2 protein-coding genes are annotated in these 1,297 nt (G+C 47.6%); both read right to left on the bottom strand.

The features are described 5' to 3' along the window. Positions 1 to 54 precede the first annotated feature (54 nt). A complete protein-coding gene (locus BM035_RS22200; RefSeq protein ID WP_092034465.1) occupies positions 55 to 303 on the bottom strand; it encodes a helix-turn-helix domain-containing protein in 249 nt (82 codons plus the stop codon). A gap of 148 nt (positions 304 to 451) precedes the next feature. Beyond that, positions 452 to 1,213 carry an ImmA/IrrE family metallo-endopeptidase gene (locus BM035_RS22195; RefSeq protein ID WP_092034463.1) on the bottom strand — a complete coding sequence of 254 codons (762 nt, stop codon included), beginning with the start codon at positions 1,211 to 1,213 and terminating at the stop codon, positions 452 to 454. Positions 1,214 to 1,297: the final 84 nt, after the last annotated feature.

The raw sequence follows: 1,297 nt of genomic DNA, 5'->3' as shown, positions 1-1,297 counted from the left end.
TTTGCGTCATGCCGATTCCTCTTGATCTTGGAGAGGAATCCAGTTTGGGTAATCTCAGGGCCGGAGTGTAGGTGCTGATTTATTGGCGCTTACGGCCAATGCCAGTAATACATCCGAATCGAGACTGAGTTCGATTGCCAGTTTCTTTATGGTCTCTTCGCCTGGCGGCGGCATGTCACCACGCTCGATCTTACTCAGATAGGCGGGCTCAATACCCACTCTCAAAGCCACTTGGCGCAGCGAGTATGAACGGTCATTGGCCTTGAGCAGCTCACGCTGCTGTCTTAATGTTTTTCCCAGCATGATGTGTACTATATACTACACACTACATATTTCAAGAAAAACGCGTACACAAAACAACAACTCGCGTTGGATCACCCCGAACAGACGTTAAGCTCCTGAAATTCAGACTTGATCACTCGACGTAGTATACGGAGCGATACCTCAGCATCTAGACCCTGGAGCTATAAGCCGGCCTCGCTGAATAGTGAGTTTGTAACTTAAGAAGGGACTCCACCTGCCCCGCGGCCTTCATAACCTGATAGATATCGATATCTTCGAGGGTAGTGTTTTTTTCAACAAAACCAGAAAGATAGGTTTGCGATCTGGAAGATACACCAACTCGCCTACACAAAATGTACGAAACCGACTCGGCCTCAATTTCTCGCTGACGATGAGAAACATTCGTTCTTGAAGGTATTTTCAGTGGTTTATCATCACCAAGGTGCCCAAGGAAGAGGTGACCAAGTTCGTGAATGAACGTCGCAAACTGAATAGGGGCGTCGTGGTTTCTGTTGAGGTTGATCTGAAACTGAAACACACCCTTATCTTTAAAAGGACGACGTGATGGACCCAACCGTTGAATAGAGCCTGCTTTACGATCGCCCGCATCAAAATGCTCTGTATGAATCCCCACTTTTGATATCAGATCAATGTACCGAGCTATATTTTTCTGCGTTACATCACCTTTCGCTGCGAAACTAAAGGCGTTGTCAGGCACCGGCTTGCCCTCCGTATCCATGATGTCATATAGCAACATTATCGGGCCAAACGGTCTTAAAATGATTAAGGGCCGAGCGTCTTTCTTTGGTTCACGCCCAAACCTCAGCTTCCAGTCTTTGACGCTCGCAACATGACTCAACCCTGGCTTCTGGATTTGAAGCAACATGGCATTAAAAGGCGCATACTGTCGAAACCGCGCAGTAAGCGCCAATAAATCAGCACCTACACTCCGGCCCTGAGATTACCCAAACTGGATTCCTCTCCAAGATCAAGAGGAATCGGCATGACGCAAATC

Origin of the sequence: Marinobacter sp. DSM 26671, from assembly GCF_900112835.1 — a bacterium.
In the GTDB taxonomy this organism is placed as follows: Bacteria; Pseudomonadota; Gammaproteobacteria; order Pseudomonadales; family Oleiphilaceae; genus Marinobacter; species Marinobacter flavimaris.
Note: the sequence above shows the minus strand (reverse complement) of the source record. Positions and strands in the feature narration are given on the sequence as shown.